Source organism: Streptomyces sp. NPDC001663, assembly GCF_042893105.1.
GTDB lineage: Bacteria > Actinomycetota > Actinomycetes > Streptomycetales > Streptomycetaceae > Streptomyces.
Genome location: NZ_JBIAUR010000020.1, coordinates 184,758 through 201,050, shown reverse-complemented (window position 1 = coordinate 201,050; position 16,293 = coordinate 184,758). Strand labels below are relative to the sequence as shown.

The following is a 16,293-nucleotide window of genomic DNA, read 5'->3' as shown; positions in this document are numbered from 1 at the left end:
AGCGCGTCGCTGTGCACCTTGCCGTGCTCGGCGGTGATCAGCTCGGCGATCGCGTCGCGGTTCGCCTCGAGCAGCGCCCGGAACTTGAACAGGATCGTGGTCCGCTTGGCGAGCGAAGAGGTGCCCCAGGTCGCGAAGGCGTCCTTGGCGGCGGCGACCGCGGCGTCCACCTCGTCGACCGAGGCGAACGCGACCTTCGTCGTCACGGCGCCGGTCGCCGGGTCGGTGACCGGGCCGTAGTTACCCGACGTGCCCTCGGCGGTCTTGCCGCCGATCCAGTGGTTGACGATCTTCGTCATGCCCAGTTACTCCTTCACAGATGGCGGCGTCGGGTCGAGACGTGCCGTTCGTACAGCTCACGGGCCTTCACCGCCGACGGTCGGGTCGCGGTCTCGGCCACGGGTACATCCCACCAGGCCTGCGCCGGCGGCGGGCCCGACACAGTGTCGGCCGTTTCGGTCTCGACGTAGACACATGTGGGTGTGTCGGCGGCGCGGGCCTCGGCGAGAGCGTCCCGCAGGTCGCTCACGGTCTTCGCGCGCAACACGCGCATGCCCAGGCTGGCGGCGTTCGCGGCGAGATCCACGGGCAGCGGCGCCCCCGTGTACGTGCCGTCGTCCGACTGGAAGCGGTAGGCCGTGCCGAACCGCTCGCCGCCCACCGACTCCGACAGACCGCCGATGGACGCGTACCCGTGGTTCTGCACGAGCAGCACCTTGATCGCGATGCCCTCCTGCACGGCGGTCACGATCTCCGTCGGCATCATCAGATACGTGCCGTCGCCGACCAGCGCCCAGACCGGCCGCTCGGGGGCGGCCATCTTCACGCCGATCGCGGCCGGGATCTCGTAGCCCATGCAGGAGTAGCCGTACTCCAGGTGGTACTGGTCCCGCGAGCGCGCCCGCCACATCTTGTGCAGGTCGCCCGGGAGGGAGCCGGCCGCGTTGATGATCACGTCCGACTCGTCCACCAGAGCGTCGAGCGCGCCCAGGACCTGCGGCTGCGTCGGCCGTACGTCCGGCTCGTCGGCCTCGTAGCAGGCGTCGACGCGCTGCTCCCAGCGCTCCTTGTCCTCGGTGTACTCGGTGACGTACGAAGCCCCGACCCGGAACGCGTGCGTGTCCAGCGCCGCCGTCAGCTCCTGCAGACCGCTGCGGGCGTCCGCGATCAGCGGCATCCCGGCGAGCTTGTGGCCGTCGAAGGACGCGATGTTGAGGTTGAGGAAGCGGACGCCCCGGCCGGTGAAGAGGGTGCCGGAAGCGGTGGTGAAGTCGGTGTACCGCGTGCCGACACCGATCACCAGGTCGGCGGTGCGGGCGAGTTCGTCGGCGGTCGCCGTGCCGGTGTGGCCCACTCCCCCGACGTCCTGGGGATGGTCGTACCGCAGAGAGCCCTTGCCGGCCTGGGTGGAGGCGACCGGTATCCCGGTGCTCTCCGCGAACTCGGCGAGGGCCTCCTCGGCCCGGCTGTGGTGGACGCCGCCGCCCGCGATCACCAGCGGCCTGCGTGCGTCCCGGATCGCCCTAACGGCCTCGGCGAGTTCGGTCGGGTCGGCACCCGGGCGTCGTACGACCCAGGTGCGCTCGGCGAAGAACTCGTCCGGCCAGTCGTGGGCCTCGGCCTGAACATCCTGCGGGAGAGCCAGAGTCACGGCGCCGGTCTCGACGGGGTCGGTGAGCACGCGCATGGCGTTCAGCGCCGACGGGACGAGTGCCTCGGGGCGCGTGATGCGGTCGAAGTACTTCGACACCGGGCGCAGGCTGTCGTTGACGGACACATCGCCGGCGTACGGGACTTCGAGCTGCTGGAGGACCGGGTCGGCGGGGCGGGTGGCGAACACGTCGCCGGGGAGGAGCAGGACCGGGAGGTGGTTGACCGTGGCCAGTGCGGCACCGGTGACGAGGTTGGTCGCGCCCGGGCCGATGGAGGTCGTCACGGCGTGCGTGGACAGCCGGTTGGACTGCCTCGCATAGCCGACCGCCGCGTGCACCATGGCCTGTTCATTACGACCTTGGTGGTACGGCATCTCGTCCGCGTACTCGATGAGCGCCTGGCCGACACCCGCCACGTTGCCGTGGCCGAAGATGCCCCAGGTCGCGCCGATCAGTCGCTGCCGTACGCCGTCGCGCTCCGTGTACTGGGCGGCGAGGAAGCGTACGAGGGCCTGCGCGACCGTGAGCCTCGTCGTCGAGGTCATCGACATCCCTCCTTCATCGATGGACACGGGTACGCAACGGCTGCCACCGGCGTTCACGCGTGGGGACCTCCGGCGCGGGGCCGTAGCGGGCGGGGAGTCTTCGCTCGCACTTCGCTCCTGCCAGGGCGAAGCGGCTTCCCGCGCCGGAGGCGATCTGGACCCGGGCGTCCCGGGATGCATGTGCGAAGTCGGTGGCCGACGCGAACACGCTTTCCCTGCCCAGGAGTTGGAACTCGGCTGTGGTGGTTTCGGTGCCTGTTTGCACGGTACATCCGCCCCTCACAGCAGTCCTACCGCGGTGTCCACGGCGGCGGCCACATCGCCGTCCGCCGGGTACAGCAGCGAACGGCCGACCACCAGGCCGCGCACGGTGGGGAGTTGGAGGGCGCCGCGCCACTTCTCGTACGCGCCGTCCTGGTCGTCGCCGACCTCGCCGCCGAGGAGGACCGCCGGGAGCGTGGAGGTCTCCATGACCTCGGCCATGTCGTCGGGGTTCTCGGTGACCGGCAGCTTCAGCCAGGTGTAGGCCGACGTGCCGCCCAGTCCGGAGGCGATGGCTATGGACTTGGTGACGGCCTCGGCGGACAGGTCGTTCTTCAGCCTGCCCTCTTCGGTACGGCGGCTGATGAACGGCTCGACGAAGAGCGGGAGCCTGCGGGCCGCCATGTCGTCGATGGCGCGGGCGGTGGACTCCAGTGTGGTGAGGGAGCCCGGGTCGTCGTAGTCGATGCGCAGCAGCAGCTTGCCCGCGTCGAAGCCGAGACGCTCGATGTCCTCGGCGCGGTGGCCGGTGAAGCGGTCGTCGAGTTCGAAGCTGGCGCCCTGCAGACCGCCGCGGTTCATGGACCCCATGACGACCTTGCCGTCGAGGGCGCCGAGCAGCAGCAGGTCGTCGAGGATGTCGGCGGTGGCGAGGACGCCGTCGACGCCGGGGCGGGACAGGGCCAGGCAGAGGCGTTCGAGCAGGTCGGCGCGGTTGGCCATGGCGAACTTGCGGTCGCCGACACCGAGGGCGCCGCGGGCCGGGTGGTCGGCGGCGACGATCATCAGCCGGCCGGAGTCGTTCAGCAGCGGCCTGCGGGTGCGACGGGCGGCCGCCTCCGCTATCGCCTCGGGGCGGTGGGCGCGCAGGCGGACGAGTTCGGAGACGTCGACGGTCGGGGACACCGGTGGAGCCTCGTTTCTCGGAACCACGGTCATGCCCAGGCAGCCCGTGTCGTCCGTCTCGTCCGTGCCCTTGCGGCGCCTGCGCGTGCTCACAGCACCGCTCCGGCCTTGAGGGCGGCCTCGATCTCGTCGATGGTCGGCATCGCGGAGGAGCACTCCAGACGGGAGGCGACGATCGCACCGGCCGCATTGCCGTGCCGCATGATCGTCTCCAGGTCCCAGCCCTCCAGCAGACCGTTGCAGAGGGAGCCGCCGAAGGCGTCGCCTGCTCCGAGGCCGTTCAGGACGTTCACCGGGAGCGGGGGGACCTCGGCGGAATCGCCCTTGCTGCTGACGGCGAGGACGCCCTTGGGGCCCTGCTTGACGACGGCGATCTCGACACCGGCGTCCAGCAACGCCTGCGCGGCGGCCTGCGGTTCGCGCACCCCGGTGGCGACCTCCACCTCGTCGAGGTTGCCGACCGCGACGGTGGTGTGGCGCAGGGCCTCCTTGTAGAAGGGGCGGGCCGCCTCCGGATCGCTCCAGAACATGGGGCGCCAGTCGAGGTCGAAGACCGTCGCACCGGACTTGGCGCGGTGGGCGAGGGCCGCCAGCGTCGCCGTACGGCTGGGCTCCTCGCTCAGGCCGGTGCCGGTGACCCAGAAGACCCGGGCGTCCCGGATGGCGTCGAGGTCGAGCTCGTGGGCGTCTATCTCCAGGTCGGGGGCCTTGGGCTGCCGGTAGAAGTACAGCGGGAAGTCGTCCGGCGGGAAGACCTCGCAGAACGTGACCGGGGTGGGCAGGCCCGGGACCGGGGTGACCCAGCGGTCGTCCACGCCGAAGCCCCGCAGGGCCTCGTGGAGGTAGGCGCCGAAGGGGTCGTCGCCGGTGCGCGTGATCACGGCCGTGCGGCGTCCGAGGCGGGCCGCGGCGACCGCGACGTTCGTCGCCGAGCCGCCGAGGAACTTGCCGAAGGACGTCACCTGCGGCAGCGGGACGCCGGTCTGGAGCGGATACAGGTCCACTCCGATCCGCCCCATGGTGATCAGGTCGTACGCCATCGGCATCCCTTCGTCACGGCTCTCCCCGCGTTTGTAGTCCCGGGTGCTCGGCCCTGTCAATGTTTTGTCCAGACATTCGGACGAGACCTTGACAGCGCTTGCTGCTCGCGCTGAAGCTGACCGCCATGACGTCGTTGTCTCCTCAGTCCTCACTCTCCCGCATCCGGATCGGGTCGGCTCCCGACTCGTGGGGTGTGTGGTTCCCCGACGATCCGCAGCAGGTCCCCTGGCAGCGGTTCCTCGACGAGGTCGCGCAGTCCGGCTACGAGTGGATCGAGCTGGGTCCTTACGGGTATCTGCCGACCGATCCGGCGGTGCTCACCGAGGAGGTGGACCGGCGGGGGCTGAAGGTGTCCGCGGGGACCGTCTTCACGGGGCTGCATCACGGTGAGGCCGTCTGGGAGAAGACCTGGGCGCACGTCGCCGACAACGCGGTGCTTGCGCAGGCCATGGGCGCCCGGCACCTGGTCGTTATTCCGTCGTTCTGGCGGGACGACAAGACCGGCGAGGTGCTGGAGCCGGACACGCTGACGCCGGAGCAGTGGCGGAATCTGACCTCGCTGACCGAGCGGCTGGGGCGGGAGGTGCGGGAGCGGTACGGGCTGCAGATCGTGGTCCACCCGCACGCCGACACCCACATCGACAGCGAGGAGAACGTCGTACGGTTCCTCGACGGGACCGACTCCGATCTGGTGTCGCTGTGTCTGGACACGGGGCACTACGCGTACTGCGGTGGGGACAGCGTCAAGCTCATCGAGACGTACGGGGAGCGGATCGGGTACCTGCATCTCAAGCAGGTGGATCCGGAGATCCTGGCGGACGTGCGGGCGAACCAGGTGCCGTTCGGGCCGGCTGTCGCGCGCGGTGTGATGTGCGAGCCGCCGGCGGGTGTGCCTGCGCTCGGCCCCGTCCTGGAGGCCGCGGGGAAGTTGGACGTGGATCTGTTCGCGATTGTCGAGCAGGACATGTATCCGTGCGCGCCGGACAAGCCGTTGCCCATTGCTCAGCGGACCCGGGCGTTTTTGAGGTCTTGCGGGGCGTAGCAGCGCCTGCTGGGACGTTGCAGCATGGGTGGATGACAAGTGCCGTGCATGTCCGGTCGGGGCAGGGGCCCTTGGGGTCGTGGGAGACCGTTCTTGCTCGGCCCCATCCTCGGCTGCGGCCCGGGGTGATCAGTTATCGCGGGATACGGCTCAACCTCGACCGGCCTCGGCGCCGGCTCGAGGCGCCCATCGGGGCCGCGACCCTGCTCCTCGGGTTTGAGCAGCCCGTACGTGTCTCCCGTGCCGGTCGGGATCCGGTCACCCTCGTGTCCGTGTACGCCGGGCCGACGACCACGCCGGCCGTCGGGGAGCACAGTGGGCGGTTGTCGGGGATCGAGGTGTTGATGGCGCCGTGGGCGTCGTTCACTCTCTTCGGGACTCCGCTGTACGAACTCATCGACCACACCGTCGATCCCGACGATCTTCCGCACGCCCTGGCCACGCGGCGGGTGGGCGACCGTAGGAACACCGTTCGCGAACTCTCCGCCGCGCTGGCCTCGTTGCCCACCTGGGAGGAGCGGTTCGGGTTTCTCGACGACGTGTTGGTGCGCTGGTCGGCCGCCGGGACGCCGAGTTCGGCGCGGGTCGTACGGGCCTGGTCGGAGCTGGTGCGGACGTGGGGTGCGGTGCCGGTGCGGTCGCTCGCCGATGAAGTGGGTTGGAGCGTACGGCACCTGGAGAACCGCTTCCGGGAGCAGATCGGGCTCGGCCCGAAGGTCGCGGCGCGGGTGCTGCGGCTGCAGCGGGCCCGGCGGCTGCTCGCGGAGGGCCGCGGCCAGGCGGAGACCGCCGCGATCTGCGGGTTCTACGACCAGGCCCATCTGAGCGGCGAGTTCAGGGCGATGACGGGGTGCACTCCGCGGGAGTTCACGATGGCCCGCGTCATTCCGCCGGTGTCACAGCCGGGTGTGCCGACCGCCGACCGGATGACCGGGGAGGCGACGAGCCTCTTGCTCACGTCCGCACGAAGTGCGGTTTTTTCCAAGACCGGCAGGGTCCACTGAATGCACGCTAATCGTCCGGCCGGTTGATCCCGGGGGGAGATCTCCGACCGCGCCCGCCATGGGGGAAGCGGGGGAGCCGGTGGGCCGGGCCCGGCGCAGCGGGTCCGGCCCACCTCGCCGGCGCCCGTGTGCCAGAACCGCTTCGGTGATGTCAACGCGCCGCGCCTGCGGGTCGCCCACGCCATTGCAGCACTCCTGTCACAAACGCCCCCTGTGTGTCACACATGTAGCGCGTTCGCGGGTGTTGCGTCACACCCGGCTCACAGGCCCTGTCCTGCCCTCGCTCCCCTCGTTTCACGAGGCACAGGCTTTGTGATCGCCAGCGCAGCGCCCGGCTCCCCCGACGGCCGCCTCCGGCCGCCCCCGCGGTGCGCGCAGGGAGGTGCAACCCATGACCGACCGACGCCTCTGGTCGTACAAGGAGATCGCTGCGCACATCAAGGTGCAGCCGGACACCGTGCGGTCCTATCGCAAGCACGGGCTGCTGCCCGCGCCCGACCACGTCGAGGGCGGCAAACCCTATTGGTACGCCGACACGGTCCGGGCCTGGGTGGCTTCCAGACCCGGCAATCGCGGTCGTAGAGACGACTGATCTCCTGCGTCCGACCTCCTGAAAAACCACCTGTGCCCCACCTGCCCCGTGGGGCACAGTCGTCCGATGAGCAACTTTTCCGTGAAACCCCTCCTCACCGGCGAGAAGACCGTCCTACGGCCGTTCACCGAGACGGACGCCGACGCCATGTGGGAGATCATCGAGGACCCCGAGGTCCGCCGCTTCACCGGCGATCCCTCCACCGAGCTCACCCCGGAGCGGCTGCGCACCTGGTACGGCTCCCGGGCCGATCAGCCCGACCGCCTCGACCTGGCCGTCACCGACCGCGCCACCGGCGAACTCGTCGGCGAAGTCGTCCTGTACGAGTGGGATCCGGATGCCCGCAGCTGTACCTTCCGCACCCTGATGGGCCCGCGCGGCCGGAACCGCGGGCTCGGCACCGAGGCCACCCGGCTCATCGTCGGCCACGGCTTCGAACAACTCGGCCTCCACCGGATCCAGTTGGAGGCCTACGGCCACAACCATCGCGCCCTACGCGTCTACGAGAAGGTCGGGTTCGTGGTGGAAGGGGTCCGCAGAGAGGTCGAGTCGAGGGACGGCGAGTGGGCGGACGAGGTGATCATGGCCATCCTCGACCATGAGTGGGCCGCCCTCAGCTCCACGGCTCGATGACCGTCACCCCCGCCCCCGGGGCCGTCCCCATCGCAGCCAGCGCGGTGGGTGCCGCGTCCAGGGTGATCGTGGACGTGACGAGCAGGTCGGGGCGCAGTACCCCCGCCCGCACCAGCTCCAGCACCGGCGGGTAGGTGTGCGCGGCCATACCGTGGCTGCCGAGGAGTTCGAGCTCCAGGGCGATCGCGCGGGCCATCGGGACGGGGGTCGTACCGGTGGGTGAGGGGAGCAGGCCCACCTGGACGTGCCGGCCGCGGCGGCGCAGGCCGTTCACGGAGGCGGCGCAGGTGACGGGCGAACCGAGGGCGTCGAGGGACAGATGGGCGCCGCCGCGGGTCAGGTCGAGGACCGCCGCCGCCGTGTCCGGCGTCCGCGCCGCGTCCACGCACTCCACCGCGCCGAACTTCCGCGCCAGGTCCAGGGCCTGGGGCGACACGTCGACGGCCACCACTCTCGCCCCCGACGCCGCCGCGATCATCACCGCGGACAGGCCCACCCCGCCGCACCCGTGCACCGCGACCCACTCCCCCGCCGCCACCCGGCCCTGCTGCACCACCGCGCGGTACGCCGTCGCGAACCGGCAGCCGAGGGAGGCGGCCGTGGCGTAGGACAGGTCGTCCGGGACCGCGACCAGGTTCACGTCGGCATGGTCCAGCGCCACGTACTGCGCGAACGAGCCCCAGTGCGTGAAGCCGGGCTGCGTCTGCCGCTCGCACACCTGCTGGTCACCGGCCGCGCATGCTCCGCAGGTTCCGCAGGCGCACACGAAGGGCACGGTGACGCGGTCGCCGGGGCGCCAGGCGGTCACTCCGTCGCCGACCGCCTCCACGACACCGGCCAGCTCGTGGCCCGGTACGTGGGGCAGGGTGATGTCGGGGTCGTGCCCCTGCCAACCGTGCCAGTCGCTGCGGCACAGGCCGGTGGCTTCGACGCGGACCACCACTCCGTGGCGGGCCGGTCGGGGGTCGGGGAGCTCACGTACCTCAGCGGGTTCGCTGTACTGCTCGAAGACCACCGCTCGCATCTGTGCTCCCATCGCCGTTTTCGTCTGCGGGTACATCGTGGCTGGTCGCGCCCCGCGGCGGAGCCGCAAATCGATTCAGCCCCGCGCCCCTGAAGGGGCGCTGCCCCTCCCCCGCCGCCGCGACTCGCGCCGCCCAGCCCCTCGACCTCCTTGGATGGGTACCCCCTAGGGGTATAGTGAGAGAAGTGGAGGGCCCCAGTGGGCCCCCGCAGCCCCACACGCCTCGACGAGGAGAACCACATGACCGCCCAGACCGGCACCCCGGGTACCGTCACCGCCGTCTACAAGGTGAGCGGCATGAGCTGCGGACACTGCGAGGGCTCCGTCTCCGGCGAGATCTCCGAGATCCCCGGTGTCAGCTCGGTCAAGGCGGTCGCCGCGACCGGCGAGGTCACCGTCGTCTCCGACGTCCCGCTCGACGAGGCCGCGGTGCGCGCCGCGGTGGACGAGGCGGGCTTCGAGCTCGTCGCCCAGGACTGACCGGTACCCGGGTGCCCGCCATGACCAGCACATCCACCCAGATTCCGATAGCCGACCCGGACACGTCGGACGTCGAGCTGCTCATCGGCGGGATGACCTGCGCCTCCTGCGCGGCCCGCGTCGAGAAGAAGCTCAACCGCATGGACGGCGTGACCGCCACGGTGAACTACGCGACGGGGAAGGCGAAGGTCGCCTACCCCGCCGGCATCCAGGTCGCCGACCTGATCACCACCGTGGTGAAGACGGGGTACACCGCCGAGCAGCCCCCGCCGCCGCAGCCCGTCGAGGACGAGACGCCGGCCGCCGAGGAGGATCCCGAACTCGCCGCCCCCCGCGAGCGGTTCACCGTCTCCGCCCTGCTCGCTCTCCCCGTAGTACTGCTGTCGATGGTCCCGGCCCTGCAGTTCGACAACTGGCAGTGGCTCGCGCTCACCCTCGCCGCGCCGGCGGTCGTCTGGGGCGGACTGCCCTTCCACAAGGCCGCCTGGACGAACGCCCGGCACGGCGCGGCCACCATGGACACGCTGGTGTCGGTCGGCACGCTGGCCGCGTTCGGCTGGTCGCTGTGGGCGCTGTTCTTCGGCGACGCGGGCATGCCGGGCATGCACGACGAGTTCCGGTTCACCGTCTCCCGTACGGACGGCGCGTCGACGATCTACCTCGAAGTGGCCGCCGGTGTCGTCGCGCTCATCCTGCTGGGCCGCTATCTGGAGGCCCGCTCCAAGCGGCGCGCGGGAGCGGCGCTCAGGGCGCTGATGGAGCTGGGCGCGAAGGACGTGTCCGTGCTGCGGGACGGCCGTGAGGTCCGTGTACCCGTGTCCCGACTGGCCGTGGGGGATCGTTTCGTCGTACGACCCGGGGAGAAGGTCGCGACCGACGGCACCGTCGTCGAAGGCGCGTCGGCGGTGGACGCCTCGATGCTGACCGGCGAGTCGGTGCCGGTGGACGTGAGCGCCGGCGATGCGGTCACCGGGGCCACGGTCAACGCCGGCGGGCGGCTGGTCGTGGAGGCCACCCGGATCGGCGCCGACACCCAGCTCGCGCGGATGGCGAAGCTGGTGGAGGACGCGCAGAACGGCAAGGCACAGGTGCAGCGGCTGGCCGACCGGATCTCGGCGGTCTTCGTACCGGCCGTCATCGCGATCGCGCTCGGCACGTTCGGGGCGTGGCTCGGCGTCACGGGCGACACCAGCGCCGCGTTCACCGCGGCCGTCGCGGTCCTGATCATCGCCTGCCCGTGCGCGCTGGGGCTGGCCACGCCGACCGCGCTGATGGTCGGCACGGGACGCGGCGCGCAGCTCGGCATCCTCATCAAGGGCCCCGAGGTCCTCGAATCCACGCGCCGCGTCGACACCGTCGTACTCGACAAGACCGGAACGGTCACCACCGGACGCATGGCCCTCCAGGAGGTGTACGTCGCCGACGGCGCCGACGAGGAGGAGGTGCTGCGGCTCGCGGGCGCGGTCGAGCACGCCTCCGAGCACCCCGTCGCCCGGGCGGTAGCCGTGGGGGCCGAGGAGCGGGTCGGACGGCTCCCGGAGGTCGAGGGCTTCGAGAACGTGCCCGGGCGGGGCGTACGCGGGCGGGTGGAGGGCCGCGAAGTGGCCGTCGGGCGGCTCGCCGAGCACGCCGCCGAGCTGCCGCCGGAGCTGGCCCGCGCCAAGGAGGAGGCCGAGCGGGGCGGTCGTACGGCCGTCGTGGTCGGCTGGGACGGGGTGGCACGCGGTGTCGTCACCGTCGCCGACGCGGTCAAGGAGACCAGCGCTCAGGCCGTGCGCGAACTGCGCGCACTGGGGCTCACGCCCGTACTGCTGACCGGGGACAACCGGGCGGTGGCCGAGGCGGTGGCGCACTCCGTCGGCATCGAGCAGGTGATCGCGGAGGTCCTGCCCGAGGACAAGGTCGACGCCGTACGGCGGCTGCAGGGCGAGGGCCGGAGCGTCGCGATGGTCGGCGACGGGGTCAACGACGCGGCTGCGCTGGCCGCGGCCGACCTGGGACTGGCGATGGGGACCGGCACCGACGCGGCGATCGAGGCGAGCGATCTGACACTGGTGCGCGGGGATCTGCGGGTGGCCGCGGACGCGATCCGGCTGTCCCGGCGGACGCTGTCGACCATCAAGGGCAACCTCGTGTGGGCCTTCGGGTACAACGTGGCCGCGCTGCCGCTGGCCGCCGCCGGACTGCTGAACCCGATGATCGCCGGGGCGGCGATGGCCTTCTCGTCCGTCTTCGTGGTCACGAACAGCCTTCGGCTGCGGACATTCCGCTGAACTGCGGCGAAGTTACCGGCGGTTAGGCGAAGTAGAGGTGAAAGCACCTCTGGAGTCCGGCGCCAGCCTCACATAAGCTCTTCACAAGGCTCGCGCATCATCCTTACGCTTGAGCCTCGATCGACGTATCGGGGCTCTTGCGCATCTAACGGACATATGCAAGAGACGCAGATCACAGTGATGTGAACGTAACCATCGAAGGGGTTCGAAGGTCTAAGTTGACGATGTCAGGCAGCGTCTTGGGGGGCGTCACCTGGCATCTGAGGATGTCTTGGGGGACTTCCTCAGAGTTGCGTTGCCGGGGCACGTACTTCGGGAAGCTTTGAGCGGCCCTCTCGAGCGTGCGTTGTCCCGGCAGACCGCACACAGGAGTAGTACGGCGACTTTTGCTCCTTCTGCTCAAACGGCAGTACAACAGCAACACCGAAAGACAGCGATTCAGGCGCTGCTCTCTCAAACGCCCGGCCGGATCCCGTGGGGGGAATCCGCACCGGGACATGGGAAGGCGCCCTGGACGTCGGCCCGTGGGGGGACCGGCGCCAGGGCGCCTTCTGTTTGTGCTCCACGGCCCACTGCGGGGCCTTACGGCCGCAGCGTCGCTACGGCCGTACGTCCACGACGCTCAGCGCTCTTCGACCGGCACGAAGTCGCGCTCGACCACGCCCGTGTAGATCTGGCGGGGGCGGCCGATGCGGGAGCCGGGCTCCTTGATCATCTCGTGCCACTGGGCGATCCAGCCCGGGAGGCGGCCGAGGGCGAACAGGACCGTGAACATCTCGGTCGGGAAGCCCATGGCGCGGTAGATCAGGCCGGTGTAGAAGTCGACGTTCGGGTAGAGGTTGCGCGAGACGAAGTAGTCGTCGGAGAGCGCGTGCTCCTCCAGCTTGAGCGCGATGTCCAGCAGCTCGTCGGACTTGCCGAGGGCCGAGAGGACGTCGTGCGCCGCCGCCTTGATGATCTTGGCGCGCGGGTCGAAGGACTTGTACACCCGGTGGCCGAAGCCCATCAGGCGGACGCCGTCCTCCTTGTTCTTCACCTTGCTGATGAAGGAGTCGACGTCGCCGCCGTTGGCCTGGATGCCCTCGAGCATCTCCAGGACGGACTGGTTGGCACCGCCGTGCAGCGGGCCCCAGAGCGCGTTGATGCCGGCCGAGATCGACGCGAACATGTTCGCCTGCGACGAGCCCACCAGGCGGACCGTCGACGTCGAACAGTTCTGCTCGTGGTCGGCGTGCAGGATGAGGAGCTTGTCCAGGGCCGAGACGACGACCGGGTCGAGGTCGTACTCCTGCGCCGGGACCGAGAAGGTCATGCGGAGGAAGTTCTCGACGTAGCCGAGGTCGTTGCGCGGGTAGACGAACGGGTGACCGATCGACTTCTTGTACGCGTACGCCGCGATCGTCGGAAGCTTGGCGAGCAGACGGATCGTCGAGAGGTTGCGCTGCTTCTCGTCGAAGGGGTTGTGGCTGTCCTGGTAGAACGTGGACAGCGCGGAGACGACCGACGACAGCATGGCCATCGGGTGGGCGTCGCGCGGGAAGCCCTTGTAGAAGTTCTTGACGTCCTCGTGCAGCAGGGTGTGCTGCGTGATGTCGTTCTTGAACACGGAGAGCTCGTCGACGGTCGGAAGCTCGCCGTTGATCAGCAGGTAGGCGACCTCCAGGAACGTCGAGCGCTCGGCGAGCTGCTCGATCGGGTAGCCGCGGTACCGGAGGATCCCCGCCTCGCCGTCGAGGTAGGTGACGGCGGATTTATAGGCGGCGGTGTTGCCGTAACCGCTGTCCAGGGTCACCAGCCCGGTCTGGGCGCGGAGCTTCCCGATGTCGAAGCCCTTGTCGCCGACGGTGCTGTCGATCACCGGGTAGGTGTACTCGCCGTCGCCGTACCGCAGTACTACAGAGTTGTCGCTCACGTCTTCCCTCACCGACGTAGTGCCTCATCTTCGAGGTTGCCCTGACTGTCTCTACCTTCCCCCAATTGGCTCAGGAGAGTGCACTCGGGGCCGACCATCGGGTCTATCGGCGGCACTGAGTGCCGCCAACTTGCTCATCCTGCCCCCTTGATTCCCCATCCGGAAGTGCTCTGTGACCTTCGCGACTCATTTGATCGATCATTTTTTGTGATCCCTGCCTCAACCCTCCGCCTCACGCCTCCAGGGGGCGCGGTGAGAGTCGGAAGTCGAGTGCAGTGCAACGCCGTCCGGCCGACACCGTGCGCACCGCCTGGCCGATCGCCTTGCGCGAACCGACGAGGACGACCAGCTTCTTGGCGCGGGTGACCGCCGTGTAGAGCAGGTTCCGCTGGAGCATCATCCAGGCGCCGGTGGTGACCGGGATGACCACTGCCGGATATTCACTCCCCTGGGAGCGGTGAATGGTCACCGCGTAGGCGTGCGCCAGCTCGTCGAGTTCGTCGAATTCGTAGGGCACCTCCTCGTCCTCATCGGTCAGCACCGTGAGGCGCTGGTCGACCGGGTCGAGTGAGGTGACAACGCCCACGGTGCCGTTGAAGACACCGTTCTTTCCCTTCTCGTAATTGTTGCGAATCTGCGTGACCTTGTCGCCGACGCGGAAGACCCGGCCGCCGAACCGCTTCTCCGGCAGGTCCGGGCGGCCGGGCGTGATGGCCTGCTGGAGCAGGCCGTTGAGGTTGCCGGCGCCGGCGGGGCCCCTGTGCATGGGCGCGAGCACCTGGACGTCCCGGCGTGGATCGAGGCCGAATTTGGCCGGAATACGACGGGCGGCCACGTCCACGGTGAGCCGGCCCGCCTCCTCGGTGTCGTCCTCGACGAAGAGGAAGAAGTCCTTCATGCCGTCGGTGACCGGGTGCTGCCCGGCGTTGATCCGGTGCGCGTTGGTGACCACCCCCGACTGCTGGGCCTGGCGGAACACGCGCGTGAGGCGCACGGCGGGGATCGGGCTGCCGTCGGCGAGCAGGTCACGCAGCACCTCACCCGCGCCCACGCTGGGCAACTGGTCGACATCCCCCACGAACAACAGATGCGCCCCCGGCGGGACCGCCTTCACCAGCTTGTTGGCGAGCAGCAGATCCAGCATGGAGGCCTCGTCCACGACCACCAGGTCCGCGTCCAGCGGGCGGTCCTTGTCGTACGCCGCGTCGCCGCCGGGCTTCAGCTCCAGCAGACGGTGGACGGTGGAGGCCTCGGCGCCGGTGAGCTCGGCGAGGCGCTTGGCGGCGCGACCGGTGGGGGCGGCCAGCACGACCCTGGCCTTCTTGGCGCGGGCCAGCTCCACGATCGACCGGACCGTGAAGGACTTGCCGCAGCCGGGGCCGCCGGTCAGGACAGCCACCTTCTTGGTCAGCGCCAGCTTGACGGCGGCCTCCTGCTCCGGCGCGAGGTCGGCACCCGTGCGGTCCTTCAGCCAGGCCAGCGCCTTGTCCCAGGCCACGTCGCGGAAGCCGGGCATGCGGTCCTCGTCGGTGCGCAGGAGGCGCAACAGCTGGGCGGCGAGGGAGAGTTCGGCGCGGTGGAAGGGGACCAGGTAGACGGCGGTGACAGGTGCGCCGCCCTCCGGGCCGGGCACCTTCTCCCGTACGACACCGGGGTCCTCGCCGTCCTCGGGAGGTGCGGCCAGCTCGGCGAGGCACTCGATGACGAGCCCGGTGTCGACCTGCAGCAGCTTCACCGCGTCCGCGATCAGCCGCTCCTCGGGGAGGTAGCAGTTGCCCTGGTCGGTGGCCTGCGACAGGGCGTACTGCAGGCCGGCCTTCACGCGCTCCGGGCTGTCGTGCGGGATGCCGACGGACTGGGCGATCTTGTCGGCGGTGAGGAAGCCGATGCCCCAGACGTCGGACGCGAGGCGGTACGGCTGGTTCTTGACGACGGAGATCGAGGCGTCGCCGTACTTCTTGTAGATGCGCACGGCGATGGACGTGGACACCTCCACCGTCTGGAGGAAGAGCATGACCTCCTTGATCGCCTTCTGCTCCTCCCAAGCGTCGGCGATCTTCTTCGTGCGCTTCGGGCCGAGGCCGGGGACCTCGATGAGGCGCTTCGGCTCCTCCTCGATGATCTGGAGGGTGTCCAGGCCGAAGTGCTGGGTGATGCGGTCGGCGAAGACGGGTCCGATGCCCTTGACGAGGCCCGAGCCGAGGTAGCGCCGGATGCCCTGGACGGTGGCCGGGAGCAGTGTCGTGTAGTTCTCGACGGTGAACTGCTTGCCGTACTGCGGATGCGAGCCCCAACGGCCCTCCATCCGCAGGGACTCCCCCACCTGGGCGCCGAGCAGCGCGCCGACGACCGTGAGGAGATCGCCGGCTCCTCTGCCGGTGTCGACACGGGCGACCGTGTAGCCGTTTTCCTCGTTGGCGTACGTGATCCGCTCCAGGACGCCTTCGAGGACGGCCAGTCGCCGCTCCCCCGACTGCGCAGAGTTCCCCGCCTGATTGGACATGATCCGACGGTACCGGCCGGGACTGACAGCACCGGTGGGGCCGCGAACACCCGCCTTGCTAGCCTCATTGCGGGCCCGACGCCTGCCTGACGGCCGGGCCCGGCACCCAGAAGCCCCGCCCCTCCGCGGTGGCCTCCGCGGACCTTCAGGGACGAGGCTCCTGGTTCGGTGTTCGCGGGCCCTGGCTGACTCGTCAGCTGGGGCCCGCGTCCGTCAGGACCAGAGCTTCCACACCAGGGCGACCAGAACGATCACATCGCAGGCCGCCGAGACCCTCTCCGAGGAGAGGTGTGGTCGCACTCGCTCCTTCCACCGATCTCGTAACCAGTCCATCAGTTTCAAGATCGGCTCCCTCCAGCCGTAAGGCCGTCGATGCGGGATGGCGTCCCGCGCCGCTGAGGTCACGTTCGCTCCCTCACGTGTTG

Annotated in this window: 13 protein-coding genes and 1 pseudogene; 6 read left to right on the top strand and 8 right to left on the bottom strand. The window is 69.9% G+C overall.

Going from position 1 to position 16,293, the window contains the following annotated elements; genetic code table 11:
* The 5 genes and pseudogenes from ACFY1L_RS46155 to iolC form a co-directional block, all read right to left on the bottom strand.
* Positions 1-299, bottom strand: a 299-nt coding sequence (locus ACFY1L_RS46155; RefSeq protein WP_388839562.1) for an aldehyde dehydrogenase family protein, incomplete at its 3' end; no start/stop codon positions are given.
* 14 nt (positions 300-313) lie between these two features.
* On the bottom strand, positions 314-2,197 hold the full coding sequence (gene iolD, locus ACFY1L_RS46150) for a 3D-(3,5/4)-trihydroxycyclohexane-1,2-dione acylhydrolase (decyclizing) (protein WP_388839559.1): 1,884 nt from the start codon (positions 2,195-2,197) through the stop codon (positions 314-316).
* Between the two features lie 49 nt (positions 2,198-2,246).
* Positions 2,247-2,594 (bottom strand): annotated as a pseudogene (locus ACFY1L_RS46145) (5-deoxy-glucuronate isomerase); the annotation flags it as partial.
* On the bottom strand, positions 2,477-3,397 hold the full coding sequence (locus tag ACFY1L_RS46140; RefSeq protein ID WP_388839587.1) for a deoxyribose-phosphate aldolase: 921 nt from the start codon (positions 3,395-3,397) through the stop codon (positions 2,477-2,479). The gene ACFY1L_RS46140 and the pseudogene ACFY1L_RS46145, both read right to left, overlap by 118 nt.
* Positions 3,398-3,453: 56 nt before the next feature.
* Positions 3,454-4,404, bottom strand: a complete 951-nt coding sequence (iolC, locus tag ACFY1L_RS46135; RefSeq protein ID WP_388839556.1) for a 5-dehydro-2-deoxygluconokinase — start codon at positions 4,402-4,404, stop codon at positions 3,454-3,456.
* Positions 4,405-4,529: 125 nt separating this feature from the next.
* On the opposite strand from iolC, the gene ACFY1L_RS46130 reads away from it, so the two are divergent.
* From ACFY1L_RS46130 to ACFY1L_RS46115, 4 genes are all read left to right on the top strand, one after another.
* A complete protein-coding gene (locus ACFY1L_RS46130; protein ID WP_388839552.1) occupies positions 4,530-5,447 on the top strand; it encodes a sugar phosphate isomerase/epimerase family protein in 918 nt (305 codons plus the stop codon).
* A gap of 125 nt (positions 5,448-5,572) precedes the next feature.
* Positions 5,573-6,451, top strand: coding sequence for a helix-turn-helix domain-containing protein (locus ACFY1L_RS46125; protein WP_388839549.1), 879 nt, complete (start codon positions 5,573-5,575; stop codon positions 6,449-6,451).
* Positions 6,452-6,842: 391 nt separating this feature from the next.
* Positions 6,843-7,043 carry a MerR family transcriptional regulator gene (locus ACFY1L_RS46120; RefSeq protein WP_356132995.1) on the top strand — a complete coding sequence of 67 codons (201 nt, stop codon included), beginning with the start codon at positions 6,843-6,845 and terminating at the stop codon, positions 7,041-7,043.
* Between the two features lie 66 nt (positions 7,044-7,109).
* Complete coding sequence (locus ACFY1L_RS46115) at positions 7,110-7,676, top strand: GNAT family N-acetyltransferase (RefSeq protein ID WP_388839545.1); 567 nt, start codon at positions 7,110-7,112, stop codon at positions 7,674-7,676.
* On the opposite strand, the gene ACFY1L_RS46110 is transcribed toward ACFY1L_RS46115, so the two are convergent.
* Complete coding sequence (locus ACFY1L_RS46110; protein ID WP_388839584.1) at positions 7,657-8,700, bottom strand: zinc-dependent alcohol dehydrogenase family protein; 1,044 nt, start codon at positions 8,698-8,700, stop codon at positions 7,657-7,659. The genes ACFY1L_RS46115 and ACFY1L_RS46110 overlap by 20 nt on opposite strands.
* Positions 8,701-8,940: 240 nt before the next feature.
* On the opposite strand from ACFY1L_RS46110, the gene ACFY1L_RS46105 reads away from it, so the two are divergent.
* Positions 8,941-9,180, top strand: coding sequence for a heavy-metal-associated domain-containing protein (locus ACFY1L_RS46105; RefSeq protein WP_388839542.1), 240 nt, complete (start codon positions 8,941-8,943; stop codon positions 9,178-9,180).
* Positions 9,181-9,200: 20 nt separating this feature from the next.
* Positions 9,201-11,453: a heavy metal translocating P-type ATPase gene (locus tag ACFY1L_RS46100; RefSeq protein WP_388839539.1), complete on the top strand. Its 2,253-nt coding sequence runs from the start codon at positions 9,201-9,203 to the stop codon at positions 11,451-11,453.
* Positions 11,454-12,075: 622 nt separating this feature from the next.
* On the opposite strand, the gene ACFY1L_RS46095 is transcribed toward ACFY1L_RS46100, so the two are convergent.
* Both ACFY1L_RS46095 and ACFY1L_RS46090 read right to left on the bottom strand, forming a co-directional pair.
* Positions 12,076-13,365: a citrate synthase gene (locus tag ACFY1L_RS46095; protein ID WP_388839537.1), complete on the bottom strand. Its 1,290-nt coding sequence runs from the start codon at positions 13,363-13,365 to the stop codon at positions 12,076-12,078.
* A 232-nt stretch (positions 13,366-13,597) separates the two neighbouring features.
* A complete protein-coding gene (locus ACFY1L_RS46090; RefSeq protein WP_388839534.1) occupies positions 13,598-15,868 on the bottom strand; it encodes an ATP-dependent RecD-like DNA helicase in 2,271 nt (756 codons plus the stop codon).
* Positions 15,869-16,293: the final 425 nt, after the last annotated feature.